The sequence below is a fragment of the Fibrobacter intestinalis genome, assembly GCF_900167415.1.
Classification (GTDB): domain Bacteria; phylum Fibrobacterota; class Fibrobacteria; order Fibrobacterales; family Fibrobacteraceae; genus Hallerella; species Hallerella intestinalis.
On the sequence record NZ_FUWU01000006.1, the window covers coordinates 1 to 17,838 of the forward strand.

At 48.3% G+C, this 17,838-nt stretch carries 12 protein-coding genes, 1 tRNA gene and 1 other RNA gene; 11 read left to right on the forward strand and 3 right to left on the reverse strand.

Annotated features, from left to right (window positions below; genetic code table 11):
* Positions 1-67: 67 nt before the first annotated feature.
* Positions 68-140 (reverse strand) — tRNA-Gly (locus B5D40_RS02680).
* 80 nt (positions 141-220) lie between these two features.
* On the opposite strand from B5D40_RS02680, the gene hemW reads away from it, so the two are divergent.
* From hemW to B5D40_RS02735, 11 genes are all read left to right on the forward strand, one after another.
* On the forward strand, positions 221-1,366 hold the full coding sequence (gene hemW / locus B5D40_RS02685) for a radical SAM family heme chaperone HemW (RefSeq protein WP_078775670.1): 1,146 nt from the start codon (positions 221-223) through the stop codon (positions 1,364-1,366).
* 174 nt (positions 1,367-1,540) lie between these two features.
* A complete protein-coding gene (locus B5D40_RS02690; protein WP_078775671.1) occupies positions 1,541-4,225 on the forward strand; it encodes a hypothetical protein in 2,685 nt (894 codons plus the stop codon).
* Between the two features lie 15 nt (positions 4,226-4,240).
* Entirely contained in the window at positions 4,241-8,194 is a 3,954-nt protein-coding gene (locus B5D40_RS02695) for a hypothetical protein (protein WP_078775672.1), read from the forward strand.
* A gap of 18 nt (positions 8,195-8,212) precedes the next feature.
* The gene (locus tag B5D40_RS02700; RefSeq protein ID WP_078775673.1) at positions 8,213-8,968 is read left to right on the forward strand and encodes a phosphoglycerol geranylgeranyltransferase; all 756 of its coding nucleotides are present in this window, start codon (positions 8,213-8,215) and stop codon (positions 8,966-8,968) included.
* A gap of 131 nt (positions 8,969-9,099) precedes the next feature.
* Positions 9,100-9,336: a hypothetical protein gene (locus B5D40_RS02705; RefSeq protein WP_078775674.1), complete on the forward strand. Its 237-nt coding sequence runs from the start codon at positions 9,100-9,102 to the stop codon at positions 9,334-9,336.
* Positions 9,333-10,247, forward strand: a complete 915-nt coding sequence (locus tag B5D40_RS02710) for an ABC transporter ATP-binding protein (RefSeq protein WP_078775675.1) — start codon at positions 9,333-9,335, stop codon at positions 10,245-10,247. Before B5D40_RS02705 ends, B5D40_RS02710 begins: the two co-directional genes overlap by 4 nt.
* Entirely contained in the window at positions 10,234-11,037 is an 804-nt protein-coding gene (locus B5D40_RS02715; protein ID WP_073302551.1) for an ABC transporter permease, read from the forward strand. The genes B5D40_RS02710 and B5D40_RS02715 overlap by 14 nt, the downstream gene beginning before the upstream one ends.
* A complete protein-coding gene (locus B5D40_RS02720; RefSeq protein WP_095849474.1) occupies positions 11,034-12,605 on the forward strand; it encodes an ATPase, T2SS/T4P/T4SS family in 1,572 nt (523 codons plus the stop codon). The genes B5D40_RS02715 and B5D40_RS02720 overlap by 4 nt, the downstream gene beginning before the upstream one ends.
* Positions 12,605-13,621, forward strand: a complete 1,017-nt coding sequence (locus B5D40_RS02725; protein ID WP_078775677.1) for an ATPase, T2SS/T4P/T4SS family — start codon at positions 12,605-12,607, stop codon at positions 13,619-13,621. The genes B5D40_RS02720 and B5D40_RS02725 overlap by 1 nt, the downstream gene beginning before the upstream one ends.
* On the forward strand, positions 13,590-15,776 hold the full coding sequence (locus B5D40_RS02730; RefSeq protein ID WP_143394345.1) for a patatin-like phospholipase family protein: 2,187 nt from the start codon (positions 13,590-13,592) through the stop codon (positions 15,774-15,776). The genes B5D40_RS02725 and B5D40_RS02730 overlap by 32 nt, the downstream gene beginning before the upstream one ends.
* A gap of 57 nt (positions 15,777-15,833) precedes the next feature.
* Positions 15,834-16,877, forward strand: coding sequence for a DUF5683 domain-containing protein (locus B5D40_RS02735; RefSeq protein ID WP_078775679.1), 1,044 nt, complete (start codon positions 15,834-15,836; stop codon positions 16,875-16,877).
* Positions 16,878-16,885: 8 nt separating this feature from the next.
* On the opposite strand, the gene B5D40_RS02740 is transcribed toward B5D40_RS02735, so the two are convergent.
* Entirely contained in the window at positions 16,886-17,530 is a 645-nt protein-coding gene (locus B5D40_RS02740) for a histidine phosphatase family protein (protein WP_078775717.1), read from the reverse strand.
* Between the two features lie 55 nt (positions 17,531-17,585).
* Positions 17,586-17,682, reverse strand: an RNA gene (ffs, locus tag B5D40_RS02745) — signal recognition particle sRNA small type.
* Between the last annotated feature and the right edge of the window lie 156 nt (positions 17,683-17,838).

A 17,838-nucleotide genomic window follows, 5' to 3' on the forward strand; every position in this document is an offset into this window, starting at 1 on the left:
CCCCTCTTCTCGGGTCCTCGTCCCTTTCTGAATGCAAAAGAGCACCGAATAAATCGGTGCTCTTTAGAGCGGGAAAAGGGACTCGGACCCTCGACCCCGACCTTGGCAAGGTCGTGCTCTACCAACTGAGCTATTCCCGCGAGGACACCGCAATTATAGATAAAAAAAATAAGACTGTCAAGGTGTAAAAGAGAAAAAATGAAAGCTATATTCCGATTTGATGAACGGGCTCTACATCCATATTCCTTTTTGCACGAAAATCTGCGGGTATTGCGACTTTGCTACTATTGCGGGTTCGGCGAGGCTTTTTGGCGAATATGTCGATTTGCTTTTGCGGGAAGCGGAACGCCGTTTTGGGGAAAATCCGCATTTTATTCGGCATCTGGAAACCGCTTATTTTGGTGGCGGGACGCCGTCCGTTTTACCGCCTAGGGAGTTTGAACGGCTTGTGCTTGGCTTGGAATCTCTGGGGGTGGATTTTCGGCATTTGCAAGAAGTCGATTGGGAATGCAATCCGGATTCGGCGACGGATGAAAACTTGCAGGCGGCGATATCTTTGGGGGTGAACCGCATCAGTCTTGGTGTGCAGACTTTTGACAATGAGCTTTTGAAAGCCATCGGGAGACGAGGAACGGCGGAACAGGCGCGTGATGCCTTGCGGAGAATTCTTCGGTTGCCGGATTTATCGGGAAAAAAGATTCGAAGTTCGGCGGATTTGATGTTCTGGCTGCCGGGGCAAACGCTGGCGGGCTTTGAACGGGATGTTCGGGAACTGGCGGAAACGGGAATCGGGCACGTCAGCTTTTACGGTCTGACTTTGAATCCGCGGACTGTGCTGGGAATGCGTTTTGAACAGGGAAAAATTTCTTTGGACGAGGATCTTTACGCCCAAATGTATCGTTCGGGAGTTCAGATTTTGCAGGATTACGGGCTGGAACGTTATGAGGTTTCCAATTTTGCGAAACGGGGCGAGGAAAGCCTGCACAACCGCAATTATTGGCGACGCGGGGAATATCTGGGGCTTGGTCCCGGCGCTCACAGTTTTCGAGGCAATCAAAGGCTGGCGGCTCCCTCTCGCTATCTCGAATGGAAAAAATGGGTACTTGCCGGTTGTCTCGAATCGAAAATGGAAATCGATAGGCTTGGGAAAAAGGAACGGCTTTGTGAAAAAATTTGGCTTTCTTTAAGAACCCGGGAAGGCTTGGACTTGCAAGTGCTTGATTCCGAAGAAGATATGCAAATTTCATGCCAAAAAATAGAAAAGTGGGCTCGCAAGGGATACTTGCAAAAAAGCGGAACGAAAATTTCCCTTTGCGGAGATGGCTGGCTTTGGATGGATTCCGTTGTCGAAGATCTGATTCCTTAAAGATTTGGGCGAATTTTATCAATTTTTGAAAATTTCGGTATTCAATCGGGGATATTCCCACTTGGAGCATAGTAAAATCTTTATTTTGGCTTGCCTTCGGATTTTTTACATTTATGGATGTATTTTTAGTCAAGAAAGTGTCACAGATCACCATTATTTTGTGAAGATTGAATCATGATACGCTCGATTCTTGCATCTGCGCCATCTTTGGCTTTTGGCATCGTCCTTCTGGCGACGATGGTTTTGCAAGCTGCGCCCGTATGTCCTGAAAATGGAAAGTGCAAATATTATTCCATTTACACCTCTCCGATTTCATATCTTTGGAAAACGGCGGAAGGCTTTGAATCCATTCCGGATAGCGCGATTAAAGGGGCGTTTTTTTACACCTATGCGCCGAATGATACGCTGATTTTAAATCCTTGCAGCAAGGATTATGCGACGGGAAAAACGACTTGCGATAATTCCGAAACCCTGTCTCACCCGACGGCAAAAGTGGTGGCCGATTCGACGAAAGGCTTTTTTTATACCAAGGCATCCTCCCATTATCCCGCCGAAAATTTGCCGCTTGGAATGGCGGTCGAAGCAAACGGCAAACCGACAATTTTCCGCTATTACACCTTTTATGTCGCCAATTTGGAATTTTCTTACCAAAATGAAGAGAGCGAGCGGGTGGTTGTTTCGCCGGAAACCCTGATATCCTTGCCGGTGGATTCCAGTTTATCCGTGGATGTGCGGGCGGTTATTCCGGTCGGTCCGGATTCCGGGCTAACAGATACGACTATCAATAAGTATGCGTTTTATTTGGAGCCTGTCCGTGGGGCAGAAAATCTGGTGTTCACGACGCCGGCGGGGGACACGACGGATCGCGTTATTTTGGAAAAGGGTGTCGGGCATTTTTCTGTGCGTTCCACCTCTGCGGTTTCGGGAGCGCAGTTTACGGCGAGCGGACTTGTCAATCCCAGTGACAGTTCTTTTTTCGTCCATTCGACTTTTCCGGGAAATTTGACGTTTGAAAATCCGAATTTGCCCAAGTTGGACAGTGCTTTTATTTATGATGCCGACGGCGATGGTATAGGCGACAGCATTATCGCTTATTTTTCGGGCAAGACGGATTCTGTGTCTTGGGACAGTATTTTCTACAACTGGCCGAATGGCGGCTCTTTGAAACAATTTGCGGGCGAATACAATCAGAATGCAAGCTCGACCATCATGGAATTGATGAATGTGAAGACTTCGCTCTCCAAGGATTCCGGCAAAGGCGATTTGAAAGTTTATGTGACGTCTAAACTCAGCGGGTCAAGCGCTCCTCTTTCTTCTCCGATTGTCGATAGAATCGGGCCTGTCATTCAAAAGGTCGCTCTGATTTCTGGAGCGGGCGGTGCGGATGATACGCTGGTTGTGGATTTTAATAAGGACCTGGATACGGCTTTTGAAAAAGGAGCCGCCTTACAGCTTGCCAATGGGGACAAGGTTTTTGTGAAGGCCGTTGCAAAAGACGGAAACCGCTGGACATTTACCGTGGAAAGCGGAATGGTCGCCGTTGGGGATTCGCTGTCCCTTGTGCGTGGACTGGGCGATGTCGGGCTGGTCGCTGCGGATGGGAATGTGCCGGGATTTAATCTGCCTGCCAAAGTCACCAATTCCGGGCGCGTGTATTTTTCAAATGAAAACAACGGCTTCTTTGATACGGATGCAGACGGCAAAATGGATTCGGTTTCTGTCGGTTTTGAAAATCCGATTTCCGAAGAGGATTTGGAGAATTTCCGTTTGCAGTTCTTCTGGAAGGATTCGGCGGGAAACGTCTTGATTATCCAGCCAGAAACAAAGGATTTGACTCTTTCCAAAGACGGTAAGGTGGTTTCGTATAAACTTACAGAAGAAGAAATTGCAAAAGTGCAGCCGAATTTGACATCTATCGATAATGAAGATGAATATGGCTATGCGGCTTTGGAGAATATCTCCGATGTGAATGGCGATACGGTTTCCCTGTATCAGTATTTGCAAATGAACGATCGAATGGCTCCTGTGATTACTTCTACGTTCCTTTCGCCGGAATCCAAGAATAAGAATTCGCCGGACAAATTGACTTTGCGCTTTTCGGAACCTGTGAATGTTTCGGCGATGACGAATCCGAATTTTATCGGATTTGTTGTGGGTGGCGATACGGTTTACTTTGATTTCTCTTTGGCGGATTGGAATGATTCCTGTACGCAGGTTTCTCTCCGTTTGGGATCCGAAGTCAGTCTGCTTTCTCGGGCAAATCCGAACGATTCCTTGTTTATCAATCCGGAGGCGAAGGTTTCGGATTTGAACGGAAATGCGGTCTCGGCGAATACGAAGACAACGAATATTGTCGGCGATCCTCGAGTCCTGATGGAGACCGTTTCGTTGGTCGGAGTGGACAGGGCGGCTTTAAGTGCCGATGGTTCCATTTTTACGGAACGCTTTTTCCCTGCGGGAACTTCGGCTGAAAAGGAAATGGGAAAATCGCTGGGTGTCATGCTGGATGTGGCTTTTGCGACGATTTTTGACGATTCAACGGGAGAATCTCTCGATTTGGAAAAGGTCGGATTGCGTTGGACCATGGACATTTACACGAATATGGGGACGTTTGTGGCTTCGGGCAGCGGTAAAGTGCGTTGCGATGATCCCGGTTTTGAAGGGAATTGCTTTGAAAATGCCAAGCGCCTTTATTTGCGCTGGAATCTGCTTTCCCATGATGGGCGGAAAGCGGGAGTCGGTGCTTATCTCGTGCAATTCTATGTCAAAGTGTATGGGAAAAAGCACTCGTTCACCTACGATAAAATTTTTAAATGGGGAGTTCACGGCGGCAAGCATGGTCTTACGCTGGAGGACTAACCGGAGGATACCGATATGAAAAAGATCGAAAAACTCTTCCTTTCCTTGACGGCGATTCTTTTGGGAACCGCTTTCGCTGTTGCTGCGGACGATGTGGCTATCAACGAACCCTACAACCCGGCGACGGGCATCTGGATTCAGCAGGTGGGTGATCTTTATCCGTCGGCGAGTACCTATGAAACCGTGTACTATACGCGTTATAGTGTGCAGTTGAGCGCAAAGGCGGTGGATTATTATTACGACGGAAACGGTTATCTCAAGCTTTACAACCGTCGCCTGCTTTGTCGCACTCCTGGTGCGGATGGTATCATTCACCATCCCGATGGCGATTTGGTGGTGGCCGGGCAGGATCACAACCAGATTTATAAAATCGACAAGAATGCGGCGGATACTCTTGCCGACAAGTGCATCACGAAGAGGGTCGCTTCGAATGCTTCGTCTTCTACATATCATTTGATGATGAATCCGGACAATACCGTCCTTTGGTCGGCGGGTATTCCGGGAAATCTGATTAGTTATGCGACGGATTCCACAGGAAAACTGGAGAGAATTCGGCAGGTGAAAGTCTATGGCGATGTGAGTAATATTACGACGATTGTCTGGGACAACTCTCAGCAGGCTTATTACACCCGTTCCACGAATATGGGCGAAGGTAAGGATGCTCAATTTGGAAAAATAGTGGACACCCTTTGCAATATCAATGCGAAACCTTGTCCGGCAAATCAGATTACTGGACTCAAAACGCAGGCTTTAATCAAAGGATTGAATGGTGCGCATGGGGCGAGTTTTGACGAGTATTCCAAGACGATTCTTTTGTTCGGCGGCACGCATATCGTGCAAATTGACCCGGCAAAACCGAATGAAGTGGCTGCGGATGTCGATTTGAACAAATATCTTTTCAGTTCTGCAATTCCCAATGCTGTCGGCTGGAATCGCTGGCTTTTGGACCAGGGAACGGCGGACCATAAGGGGCATATTTTTGTCGCGTCCAATTCGGGACATTTGATTTTTGTGGATTACACGTCAAATCCGAATAAACTGATCGACAATAATATTTTGATTCATGTGCAATGGATTGATAATTATCTGGATGATGTGGCTCCGATGGCGGGTGCAGGCTCGGATCGCAAGCCGGCCAACTCGGAAGGGGAAATTCTTCAGTCTTCGGCGTCCCGTTCTTCGGCGACGGTCTATCATGAATCTTCCAGTTCTGGCGCAAAGCTCTCTTCCAGCTCTCAGGGCGGTAGCGGCGGAAAGTCGTCGAGTTCTCAAGGTGGTGGCGGAGGAAAATCCTCCAGCTCTCAGGGCAGTACGGGTGGTAATTCTTCCAGTTCTCAGGGCGGCAGTGGGGATGGTTCCTCCAGCTCTCAAGGAGGCATTGGCGATAATTCTTCGAGTTCCCAGAATGGCGGTGGAGGAAAATCCTCCAGTTCTCAGGGCGGTAGCGGTGAAAATCCTTCAGGCTCTTCTACATCCCAGGGAGGAGATCCGTCTTCTTCGGGTTCTCAAGGCGGTTCTAGTTCTTCCAGCGTGTCGGGTGGAAATGGGGATGATTGGGTTCCGCCTTGGGCTTCGGATTCTTCCTATTCGGGCTTTGAAGACGATGGTTCCGAAGATCAGGGTGGCTCTGATGCTTATCCGACAAATGACAAGCGCGACAAGGGCGACTCTCTGGTATCGAACGGTTCTATTTTGATTCCGTCCTCTTCGGCATCTTCTTCGGATCCGAACACGATTGTCATCAACGGCGGAACTTATGTGACGGATAGCACGACTCACTCTATTCCGCTGCCCAGTTATGGTTCGGACTCCTCTTCGGCTACGGGAAAAGAGCCGGTCAATGTTGGCGATGTCATCCAGATTACTTTGGACGCCAATAAAATCAAGGACTATTTTGGCGATTCGGATTCCATTTATGTGTCGGGAACGGATGGACTTCTGTTTGTCGATCCCACCCATCCGAGTTCCCCCAATTCGAATATCTCTGTCGGCGTTTCGGATAAGGATATTTCCATTTGGGTGACGGCAGATACGACGGTTTCGGTGGGAAGCATTTACTTTACGGATAAAGACGGACATTTGATTATCTTTGACGGCATCAATTTCTACGATCCGATCCCGGCTGCGGAAATCGGCTACATTCAGGATTCGGATGATGATGCGTTCTTGGATTCTCTCGAAATTATTTTGGCAAATTCCATTCCCGAAGGTTTGACGGCAACGGGACTTGCCATTCTCGTGAACGGAGATACTCTGGTGGTAAACAGCGCAATCACGGTATCGGGAAATCGCATCTTTGCCAGTGCGGATGGATTGAAACTCGAAACCGAAAAATTCCCCGATAATGCCGAAGTCCTGATTACTTATACGAGCGATGCGACAGGGGCAAATTATCTCCGTCGGGCGAATTTGTTGCAGCTGGGGTCTCATGTTATCCATCAAGCTTATGCCATCCGGAATAAATCCGGCAGAGATTCTCTCTTTATCGAGTTCAATATCGATATTATCCCGGCTGATTTGAAAAATCCGGAAATGGTCGCTTGGCTGAATGGGCAAGGCTTTAATTTGGACGAAGTGAATGTTTATCTGCCGACAAAGAATACGATTATTCTCGTTGGCGATTCGCTGAAATTGAATGGTGCCACGGATTATGTCACGCTGGCGCCGGGCGCATCCTTTAATAATCTTTCTTTCATCGCTTCGTCGGAATACGATCGTCAGGTTCCTGTGAAGGTCGTGGATCGTTATCCGTCTGCACAGACCGTTGAATATTATGATGTCGATGGCAACGGTGAATTGGATTCCATTGTTGTCCGCTTCTCTTCGGCGGTGACCGCTGAAGAAATGGAAAATTTCTACTTCTCCTTCCCATGGTATAGCTCTCGCGGCCTTCTTATCAATTTGCAGGCCCAACCGAAAAATCTGGTTTTGAGTGCGGACGGAAAGAGTGTCGGCTGGTCGGTGACGAGCAATGTCAAAGTGGCTCCTTATCTGACAAGCGTAAGCCCGGATTTGCCCGCAGCAACTCTTTATACCTATTACAATATCTTCGGCAATTCTTTTGTCTCTTCGGAAGCGATTGTCGTCAGCGATAAAATGGCTCCGGTCATTTCTTCGGCGACTCTCCATTATGGAGAGGATTCCAAGCGGGATACGCTGACGGTTTCTTTCTCGGAGAGCGTGGATTACGCATCGCTGTCGGGTAAGGATTTCTTTGCCTACATTCACAGCAAAGACACGATAGACCTGAATCCTGTGCAGATGATTTGGAATTCGGATGGGAAGAGCGTCCAGTTGATTCTCCGTGAATCGACAGATGGCATCGTTCCGGGCGATTCTCTGTTGATTGTCGCAGGAAAGGATTCCAGGATTGCGGATATTTATGGCAATGAATCCGTTGAAAACGCCTCTCCTGTAGTTATCGGAGGACTCTTGGGCAAAATTGTGGAATCTGTAAACATGGGCTTCTACGATCCGGAACAGTATGTGACGAATACGCTGAACTCGGTTTCGATTTCCTACGTTTCGAATCAGACGCGGACTTCGGATTTGCGCGACGAAGGAACGTTGGGGCACTTGATTTCTTTGGGCGAACGCTTTGTTCCGCAATTGATTGATGGTGCTAAAACGGATGCTGACGGCAATTATGACGAAGCTCTGCTAGACAGTATCGACCCTGCCGATGTGTTTGTGAATTTCAGCGTGAGCTACTTCGATAATCTGGGGCAGTATGTCACGGATACGACCTTTAACATCCCTTGCAACAGTGCCGCGTTCGGAACGGATCAGAATTGCTTGACGACCGACAAAAAAGTATTTGTCAACTGGAATTATAAAGATCACACTGGCCGCCTTGTCGGTTCGGGTGTGTATCTGGTTCAGTTCAAACTGGTCGTGCGCTACAAGCAGAAGAAAATTCAAGAAGAAATGCGTGACAAATGGGGCGTTCGTCGCAAGAAGTCGAAATAATCTAGCTACATTTGCTTTATGCAAATCGGAAAAACAGAAGCCAGACTGAATGCGGAGATCGAAAGGCGCGGCGCACTTTTTGCCGTGCTGCTCGATCCGGACACCTCTGATGATCAAGCATTGTTGCGAGCTGGAAAGTTGGCACTGGAGAATGGAGCCGACCTTCTTCTCGTTGGCGGCTCGTTTATGGGAAACATCAATTTGCCTGCTCAAGTGGCCGCCTTGAAAAAGGAAGTATCTTTGCCGGTGATACTTTTTCCGGGGGGCGCTTCTCAGGTTGTTCCTGGGTTCGACGCGATTCTTTTTACGACTTTGGTCACGGGAAGAAATCCAAATTATCTGATTGATGAACAGGTGCGTGGCGGCGTGCTGGTCCGTTCTTTTGGTCTGGAAGCTATTCCGACTGCCTATGAACTTATCAATAGTGGAAAACGGACCGCTGTGGAGTACATCAGCAATACGGTCCCCGTCCCTGCCGACAAACCGAAACTTTCGATGGTGCATTCTATTGCTGCAGAGTTGATGGGAATGCGCTATGTGTATCTGGAAGCGGGTTCGGGAGCGGAAACCCCTGTTCCTGTCGAGCACATCGCCTACACGCGCAAATCGACGCAGATGAAAATCATTACGGGTGGTGGCATTCGCGAGCCGGAAACGGCGGCGATTCGGGTTGCCGCCGGTGCGCAAATCATCGTGACCGGAACGCTTTGGGAAAAAGTCAAGGATCCGGTGCTGTTGAAAGAATTTGCTGCGGCTATCCACACCAAAGCCTGAAATGGGCCATGGAATTTTACAGCCCGAAAAGGAATCGTTTGGGGGTTGTTTTTTCAGTCTCTCATCGCAGAAATGACTTTTGATTGAAGAAAAAAGTATTTTTGAGTGGAAAGTTTTTTCGGAGATTCTTTATGGATAAGAAAATCATTGTGACCTACATCCTCCGCTTATTTGGCGTTGTCTTTGTTTTGATGTACTTTTTTGGACATCCTCTTTTGAATCGCCTTTTTCCGGGTTTTCCTGTTTCGTCTTTAAATTATTTCTTTTACGCCGGACTTTTGATTTATTTGGTTGGAGCGGTGCTCTATTATTTCTTCAACCGCAAACTTTTGAAGAAAATCGCAAAGGACGACGAGGATTTTAAATGATTCAAGTAGAAAATTTGCAGAAAACGTATCGCTCTGGTTTTTGGATGCGTCCGAAAAAAGCGATTGACGGCGTATCTTTCCACGTTCCGAAAGGTGTTGTCTATGGGTTTATCGGACCCAATGGAGCGGGCAAATCGACGACCATCAAATTATTGACGGGGCTTCTTCGCAAGGATTCCGGGAAAATTCTGGTAGCGGGGCATGAACCGTCCGCTGCGGAATGTCGAAAGCATTTGGGCTATTCACCGGAGCAGCCCTATTTTTACGACTATTTGACGGGGCGCGAATTGATGCGCTTTTACGGGCGGCTTTGCGGTTTGGAAGGAAAACTTTTGGAAGAGCGCATCGCCTGGTCGCTTTCACTGCTGAATGCGGATAAAGACTGGGTGGACAGGCGGCTTCGTACATATTCTAAAGGAATGATGCAGCGGATAGGGATTGCGCAAGCGATTCTTTCTAAACCGGAGCTCCTTGTTCTTGACGAACCGATGAGCGGGCTTGACCCTGTGGGGCGCCGGGATGTTCGGGAAGCGATCCTTTCTCTGAACAAAGAGGGCGTTACAGTTTTTTATTCCAGCCATTTGCTTTCGGATGTGGAATCGATCAGCCATCGGGTTGCCATGATTATCGGGGGCAAAATCGTCCGGGAAGGAACGGTGGACGAAATTACGTCAAATGCGTCGGCAGAGTATCACGTTCATGTCGCCGCCGACATTCCGGATTCGGATTTGCCGGAAGCCGTTTTGCCGCAAGGAACGACTCCGCGGGAATGGATTTGCAAAAATGCAGAAGCTCGCGACCGTTTTTTGGATTTCTGTTTAAAATCGGGACTTGCTGTGGAACGGATTGAACACCAGCGCCCGAATTTGGAAGATGTATTGACCGAGGAGATTGCCCGTGCAGAACATTAGAAATGTGGGAATTATTGCGCTAAATACTTTTCGCGAATCGGTGCGCAATAAAGTGCTGTATAATATTGTCTTTTTGGCGATTGCGCTCGCTTTTTTCAGCATCATTTTAGGAGAATGGTCTGTTTTTGATCGCTCTTACGTCATCAAGTCCACGACGCTCAGCATCATGTCCCTTTCGGGGCTTTTGATTTCCGTGTTTGTCGGGATAAGTCTTGTGCAAAAGGAAATTCAAGGTCGCACGGTCTTGACGCTGCTTTCCAAGCCCATCAGTCGTGGGGTATTTCTTGTAGGCAAGTATTTAGGGCTTCTCGCTGTGATTGCGATTCATCTGGCGTTGCTCACCGTCGTTTATTACATTATCCTCGCTTTGACGCATTCGCATCCGACTCTGTCGCTTTTGTGGGCGGTTTATTTGATTTTCTGTGAAATGGCGATAGTCGTGGCCGTGGCCCTTTTATTTTCCACTTTTTCCAGTCCGGTCCTTTCTGCCCTGTTTACCATCGGCATTTATGTCGCTGGAAGGCTTTCGAACGAATTGATGGAACAGGTTTCCTTTGTGCGGCGAATGGGCGAAATTCAGGGAAGCGAAGGCGTGCTGATGGAAAAGGTAGCCAGTGTGATTCATGCTGTTTTTCCAGGTCTTTACCGCTTTGATATTGCGGCGTATGTTGTTCACAATGTGGCGCTTCCGCCGAATTACATTTTTTGGAATAGTCTTTACGCATTAGGTTATATCGGCGTATTTCTGGCGATTGCCGTTTGGTGGTTTGGGCGGAGGGACTTTGTATGATGACCAAAAATCAAATCATGGCAAAAGTGCTGTTTGCCAATAAATTGGTGACGGAATCGCAGATTCAGGAATACTGGAATAAAGTAGATGCCTCTCACGATTTGGGACAGCTTTTGCTCGCCGCCGGAAAGATTGACCAGAAAACGTATCAGGTTGTTTTGCAGTATGTGCAGCAGCTGGAATCCAAGATGCAGGCCAAGGAGGATGCGAAGCCTGCGCCTGTGTCGTCGGAAACGGCCCGAAAATCCGTATCGCCTGCGCCGCAGACCGAAGAAAAACCTTTGGCCATCGAGGGGAATAATCCTTATGGACAAACGGCTTCGGCGGATGTGCAGATAGAAAAGGTCGCAGGCTTGGAATCGACCAGTATCGCTCCGGTTTTAATGGCATCAGCCGCGGAAAATGAGACGTCGGAAAAGCAGGAGGACGCTCTTCCGAAAAGCTTTGAAATCGAAAACGGGGAAGGAAATGTATCGGTTCCTGAACAGCTGGATGAAAATTGCTCTCTTGTTCAGATTTTAGCGTTCGCAAGAAAATATGGGGCGACCGATGTCTATCTTTCTCCGGCGGCACCGATTGCCATGCGCATTTGCGGCGTGCTGGGCTATGTGGGCGACAAAGCGTGTGAAACGTCCCAACTGTCCGCTTTTCTTTTGGATGCCAAAAAAGGATTTTCCGATGGATACGAACCTGTTGTCGGGTTGGATTTCAGCAAATTGGTCGTGCTTCCCGGAGCTGGTCGCAACCGTTTGACGGTGGCATGGAATGAAACCGTGCCGAGTTTGGCTTTTCGGGTTTTCTCGGCGGATTCTGTTCCTTTGGACTCTCTTTACTTGCCGGAATTTTGCAAAAATTTTTTGAATTTGCGTCAGGGCTTGGTTTTGATTGCGGGACCTTCGGGAAGTGGGCGTTCAACAACTCTTTCCGCTTTTGGAGAGGCGATCGCAAAAAGCCGTTCCGTGTTGATGGAATCCATCGAAAAGCCCATTGAACGGGTTCTTGCAAATACAAACGGCATTACGATTCAAAAAGAAATCGGGCTTCATGTTTCTTCAGGGGTTTCTGCCATTAGAGAGGCGATTCATTCTGGAGTGCAGGTCATTCTTTTTGATCGCTTGGAAACCATCGAAGAACTCTGGGCTCTTTTGCACGCTTCGTCTTCGGGGGCTCTAGTATTTGTCGTTTCGGTGGGAAATTCCATCCACGCTTTGCTTTCCCGATTGCTTTCTGTTTCGGGGGAAAAGGGCTTTGAATTGGCGAATGCGCTTTCTAAAGAACTTCGCGGAATCGTTGTCCAGCATTTGATTCCCGTGATAGACAATCAAGGGTGGGTCCTTGCTGTAGAAGCTTTGCAGGTCTCGCCGTCCGTTGCCGATTTGATTCGGCGCAAGGATTTGACGAAGCTTCCGTCGGCGCTCGCTTCGGCGGGAAACCAAGCGGTTTCTTTGGACGATTCGTTGCAGAATTTGGTGGAATCCGGCTATATTCGCGGCGAAGACGCTTGGATGCGCTCCGTGAATCGTCGGCGTTTTGCCGCTTATCAACCCGCAATTTCCAAGAAGGGATAATGATGGTGAATATCTTGGACAACTGTTTGAACTACGCGCTGCAATCTGGTGCTTCGGATGTTGTTTTGGCGGATGGCTATGTTCCTTCCGTTCGCATTGCCGGTTCCCTTTCTCCTGTCCCCGAAATGGGCAAAATGGCTTTTGGGGATTTGGAAAGCATGCTGGGTTCATTGGAAGGAGAAAGCGGTGTCTTTTGTGGAGGCCCTTGGCAAAATGTGGAATGGCGCGTGCGCTATTCTCGGGAAGCTTTTGGAAAAATGGCGGTTTTGCGCCCGATCGGGGCGGAATCTCCGAATTTGGAATCTTTAAATGCGCCGGCGTCTGTGCAAAGTTTAGTAGGCTGCGAATCCGGCCTGGTACTTTTTGCAGGACCTTCCTGTTGCGGAAAAACGACGACGGCTTCCGCTTACGTTTCGGAAGTTTGCAACAGCCGCGTTTTACGGGCGAGTTTTTTGGACGCGCTTCCCGAATACAAACTTTATTCGGGAGAAAGCCTTGTGCGTCAAAGACGCGCTCGTGTTCCGCTTTCGGAAGAAATTTCCCAATGCGTGCGTTCCGGCTCGGATTTGCTTTGGCTGGGCGACTTGCCTTGCGGGGAATCCTGCATTCCGATGCTTCGCGCAGCAGAGTCCGGCGCTTTGGTTGTCGGCGTATTGGGAGCGGGTTCTGCCGATGACGCATTAACTTATCTGTTGGCTCAAGAAAATGCCGAAAATCGGGAATTGGCTCGGGTTCTTCTTTCGGCAAATCTCAAAGCGATTGTTTCTCAAAGGCTTTTGCTTTCGGCGGATAAAAAATCTTTTGTGCCGGCTTGGGAAGTCGTCTATAACGATGTGAATATCGCCGCCTTAATTGAATCTGGGGAGTATTATAAAATACCGCAAGCGATGAGTTCTGCGGTTTCCGAGGGTTCGCTGACTTTGGACGATTCTCTTTTATCGCTGGTTCAATCGCAGAAAATCACCAAAGAAGAAGCGCGCTTGCATGCGGTGGATTCTTCGCTGTTTTTGGATTGATCCGTTGAAACGCCTCTTTGTCGTCCTGCTGCTTTTTCCGCTGGCGATTCTATTTGCCCAATCGGAAAAGGATTCGCTATCGACTCCTAAAGTGGTTCTTTATTTGGGCGGAGGAGTTTATTCCCCTTGGTATTCTTTAGGCGTGCTTTACGCCATTCGGGATTATAAACTTCCGGTAGATAGCGTTGTCGCCGTTTCGTGGGGGGCGTATGTCGGTGCATTGTGGAGCGCTGGCTATGAACTTGATGCGATTCAACGGATTTTAACGGACTCTTCTTTTGTTTCCCGGATTCTGATCAAGAATAGCGAAGAGGAATCCTTGGCTTCTTTGCCCGTTTCTTTGTCGGGAGAACCTTCGCTGGCATTTCGCTATTCTTTTTTTGGGGATTCTTTGGGGTATGCACATTTCCGTCCCAAAAAGATAGATCCGGATTTTTCATCGGTGGCGCGGACGTTGTTTCGATTGAAAATAGATGAAACACTGAACCGGACGGATTCCAATGTGGTGCCGTTTACCGCCTTGGCCTGCAAAGAGGGACGTTTGCGACCGGCTAGAGTTCAGGAAAGTCTTCCTTTTTCGGTGACTTCCGCTGAAAATTGTCCTACATTCGTCCCTGCCGATTCTTTTTTTGCCGTCTATGTGGCCGCTTATCCGTTGCGAAAAGGGAAGAATGCGGATTCTCCGCAGACAATTGCCGCATTTGAAAACGAACTGGAACAAATTCGAGTGCAAAAGGAAAACCCGAAAAGGAAGTTGGTATTGCTGCGCCCCCACGCTTTTGCCGATGATTCGCCGCTGACTTTGATGCAGACCGGCTATTTGGATGTCGAAAAGAAAATGGGGGAGTTGTCGCCGCTTTTGGCTTGGAGCAAGGAACGCCCTGCCGCACTGGATTCTATCCTTCCCCGATTTCAAATGGATCCATCATTTGAAAATATTCCGTCGGCTTATTATTCCCATGTTTCGTCTTTGTGGAATGCAACCGATACGGGAATGGCCGCGGCCTCCCATTTCCTAGAGCGCATTGCCGAGTCTCCGTTTTATGATTCGGTGCAAGTCGAAATGGATTCTGTCGGGGTTGCTCGGATATCGGCGCAAGCGACTCCGATTCTTGAATTTCGCTTAGGGGGATTCGGTTCGAATATTTTAGGGCCTCTTGCTTATGCCGGGATGGATTTCCGCTATGTGGACCAGTTTGAATATTTGTTCGGCATCGATGGTTTTGTCGGGGAGCATTCGTATGCGGTGCGTCCTTCTTTTCAGCTTCGGGGCTTGTTTGGAGGGCGGGCCGATTTTTCTATCTTTGGAAATGTTTCTAAAATCCGACCGTTGAAAAGTTATTTTTCGGATGAAGAAAAAATTCTCCTTCTCAACGAGATTGAAAGCAATGATCTGACCTTGGCTTTTTCCTTGCAAAATTCTGTAGCCGATTTGGATGTTCGCATTTTGCTGGGAGAGTCGTCGTTCAGAACGGCATTGGATGATGCCGAAAAATTACAGGTGCATTCGCTCTTGCCGGATGTTTCGCTAACGCGTGAACGGGGCGATTTTGAAGAATGGTTTGGGCATAGCGGTTATCGTTTACGGGGCAATTTCGGATGGCGCTCGGTGAATTTGACGGCGGTTGGGTTCGGAGACGCGCCGCTTTACGTTTCTTCGACTCTAGATGCGCAAATGGAATTTGCTCCGCTTCGGTTTTTGGCGTTGGGCTTCGGAGCTTCTGCAGGAATGAATATCCGGCGGGAATCGGGGCATGGCTATGTTTATCCCAAAGAACTGGAAGAATCACCGGAAAACGTCGCCGTTGCGGTGGACAACTGGTATCGCTTGCATCCGGAACTTTCGCCGTGGACGTCTTCTTGGAATTTCGCTTCGACGAGTTCTCATCATTATGCGGCAGTCAGAATGAATGCGGGATTGCATCGCGGAATTTTCGGGGCCTGGATTTTTGCCGCCTACGTGCGGGACTTTGAAGAAAATCCTTATATCGATTTGAAAGCGGATCGCTTGCTCTTGGAACCGCTGCTTCGGATTTCTTACCGGTCTATAGATGTTCGATTCGGCATGAGCAGACTGGTTTCTTTTTCGGATTTTCGGATGCTGAAAAATTTTGACGACTATCATTATTTTTTTCAGGTTGGTACGCGCTGGTAAGGAAAATCCGTTTTCCCTAAAGCCGACGTTCTTCGCTTCTTTGTTACATTTGCTGCAATGCATTTTTTGGGTTCCATTCAAATTTTCCTGCTGCTATTGTCGCTGGTTTTTGCTGGTCGGCTATTTGCTGCGGAGTCCGAAAATGCAGTGGCAGAGAAATTTCAAGACGATGTGCATGTTGAAGAAATTTTGCAGGAGGATCCGCCTCCAAACCGGATCGCGGAAAAAGGTAAAACCGGAGTGCAAAGCATTGACTCGTTGCCGACTTACGAATGGGATTTGGAAACCGAGCATAATTCGCTCGCTTTAACCCTTTTGTTCGGTATTTTTCCGGGGGGCGGGCAGTATTATACGGGGCATTATATCCGCGGAGGATTTCTGACGGCGGTCGAGCTGGCTCTCTCTTACGAAGTTTTTGTAAACAAGAAGGTGCAAAAAAGAAGGCGTTTTAGGCAGGCGAAGGAATTTCAGGATTCCGTTCGGGTCTATACGGATAAAATTTTGAATCGCCGGGACAGTCTTTCTTACTTTCAGGACAAGCGCAATCAGTTTGCAGAAAAAATTCGCACATTCAGCGACCATAAGATCGAAGAGGAGGATCTTCGAAAATCGGAGCTGGCGTGGCTGATAGGTGTTCATGTTTACGGATTGTTCGACGCTTACGGAATTTGGAAGCACAATCAAGGTCGCGATGTGGGCTATCGTCCCGTATCGGGCGCGCTGCTCCGTTCTCTGGTGCCGGGCTGGGGACAGCTTTACAATGGGGAATATGGTAAGGCGGGACTTTTGTACATGGGACTTTTCGGGGCGTCGGTCAGCCTTTTTTCTCGGCAGCACGTGATTAATTATTATCTCGACCGCAAGCATGTATTGGAACAGGAAGATCCTGGACATGCGGACCTTGACGGAATTAACGAACAGATTCTGTATTACCGGAAAAATCGGAACCAGTATATTTGGGGACTCGTTTTAATTTATCTCTATTCGATTGGAGACGCCGTTGTCGATGCGATGATGAGCGATTTCGACAGTCCCGCGCATTTTGCCGTAGGGCCCGATTTCAAAGGCGGACTCGAAGCTTCGTTCACTTTTGACTTTTAACAGAAAATCTAGAGCTTCTGGATGATTTCTGCTAGGGAGTTTTGAGTAATGCCGCCGTAAAGGGTGCGGAAAGTTCCGCGGGGATTGCCATTTTCCAAGTGGATTTTAAAGCGGGTGACCATGGCGTAAGGGAAAGCTCCTTCGATAAAATCGGAATCTGGAACGCCGCAAATCGAATGCTCAATTGAGGCGATAACACCGGCGTGGGTCACAAAAAGAATTTCGGATTCGGTTCCAGAAGAATTTTCTTCATCGAGCAGTTGCCGGATGAATTGATTCACCCGAACGTCTATGTCATGAAAAGATTCGCCTTCCGGAAAGCGGTATCCGCGCAAGTCGGCTTTCCATGCCCGCATTTCTTCTTTGGGGACGGCATCTAGTCGAACATTTTCCCAAGTGCCAAAATTCAATTCATAAAGCGCGTCGGTATATTGAACGGGGAGTTTTATCGCTTCGGCGACTTTTTCGGCCAATTTGCGGCAACGCTGCAAAGGGCTGGAATAAATCCTCTGCGCTCGACAATTTTCACGGAGAACTTGAACTGCCGGAGGATATTCCTCCGTGAATGAGGGAGCTACATCGAAGTCCGAGCGACCGTAACAGACGTCTTTCGGGTTGTAGGGTTTAGTATGTCGCAAGGTCCAAAGAATCATTTGAAAAAAAATTCCGTTCGGAGCCGAAGTAGGCGGTAAAATCAAGAAAAACAAAAATCCCTAGACTACCCTTTCACATAAAAATTCACAAGTCCGTTGCTGCTTTCGCCCTGGCGGGGTGCCCGCAAACAATCATTGATAGGGGTCTAGGGATTCCAAAACATAGAAAAATTTTCCCGAATTTTGGTAAACTAACAGCAGAAATTTTCAAATTGGCGCAAAGACGGGTTTTAGATTTGTTTTGACAGCTTTGCTGTGGGGTTGATATGCGCCATCCGTTAAAATGTACATCTTGAATGCTTACAAAA